The following is a 1,037-nucleotide window of genomic DNA, read 5'->3' as shown; positions in this document are numbered from 1 at the left end:
GACTGAATAATAAAAGTCCCGTTTTCTTTTACAGAGAAACTTGCATCTACTACATTCCAGTCTACTTTTACTGCACCGCGTGCAACAGCATCTTTTGCAGCTGCTGCATTTGGATTTAATCCTGCTACGCGAAGAATTGTGGCAATAAAGATTTCACCACCAAACTCACCACGTGAAATAGTTACTTCAGGAGTATCTGCCGGCACCTCACCTTCTGTAATACGATTACCAGCACTCTTATGAGCATTAGCAGCAGCTTCAGCATCATGGAAGCGTTCAACCAACTCGAGTGCAAGAATACGTTTTACTTCTTGTGGATTACGACCAGCCGCGATTTCATCTAATAAAGCTTTGATCTCATCTAGAGATTTAAAACTTAATAAATCGAAATAACGTTCGATTAAAGAGTCAGGCATTGATAATACTTTTTGGTACATTGCACCTGGCGCATCAAAAACACCAATATAGTTACCTAAAGATTTAGACATTTTATTTACGCCATCTAAACCTTCTAGAATTGGTACAGTGATACACACTTGTGATTCTTGGCCATAACGGCTTTGTAACGTACGGCCCATGAGTAAGTTAAAGGTTTGGTCTGTACCACCTAACTCAACGTCTGCTTCAAGTGCGATAGAGTCATAACCTTGAACTAAAGGATATAAGAACTCATGAATCGCAATTGGCTGATGGTTGTTATAACGCTTAGTGAAGTCATCACGCTCTAACATACGTGATACTGTTTGCTGGCTTGCCAACTGAATAAGATCCGCAGCAGACTTTTGGTTAAACCACTCTGAGTTAAAACGTACTTTTGTTTTATTCGGATCTAAGATTTTGAAAACTTGTTCTTGATAAGTTTTAGCGTTAGCTTCAACTTGTTCGCGTGATAACGGCGGACGAGTTGCACTTTTACCCGTTGGGTCACCAATCATGGCGGTATAGTCGCCAATCAAGAAAGTAACTTCATGACCCAAATCTTGAAACGTTTTTAGTTTGTTAATAAGAACCGTATGTCCTAAATGTAAATCTGGAGC

General features: G+C 39.7%; 1 protein-coding gene. It reads right to left on the bottom strand.

Annotated features, from left to right (window positions below; all coding sequences use genetic code 11):
- Positions 1-1,037, bottom strand: a 1,037-nt coding sequence (gene tyrS, locus VXQ92_RS21090; RefSeq protein ID WP_416683080.1) for a tyrosine--tRNA ligase, incomplete at both ends; no start/stop codon positions are given.

The organism is Acinetobacter sp. 228 (assembly GCF_048147885.1).
The sequence above is the reverse complement of the archived record's forward strand: the minus strand, read 5'-3'. Positions and strand labels throughout refer to the sequence as shown.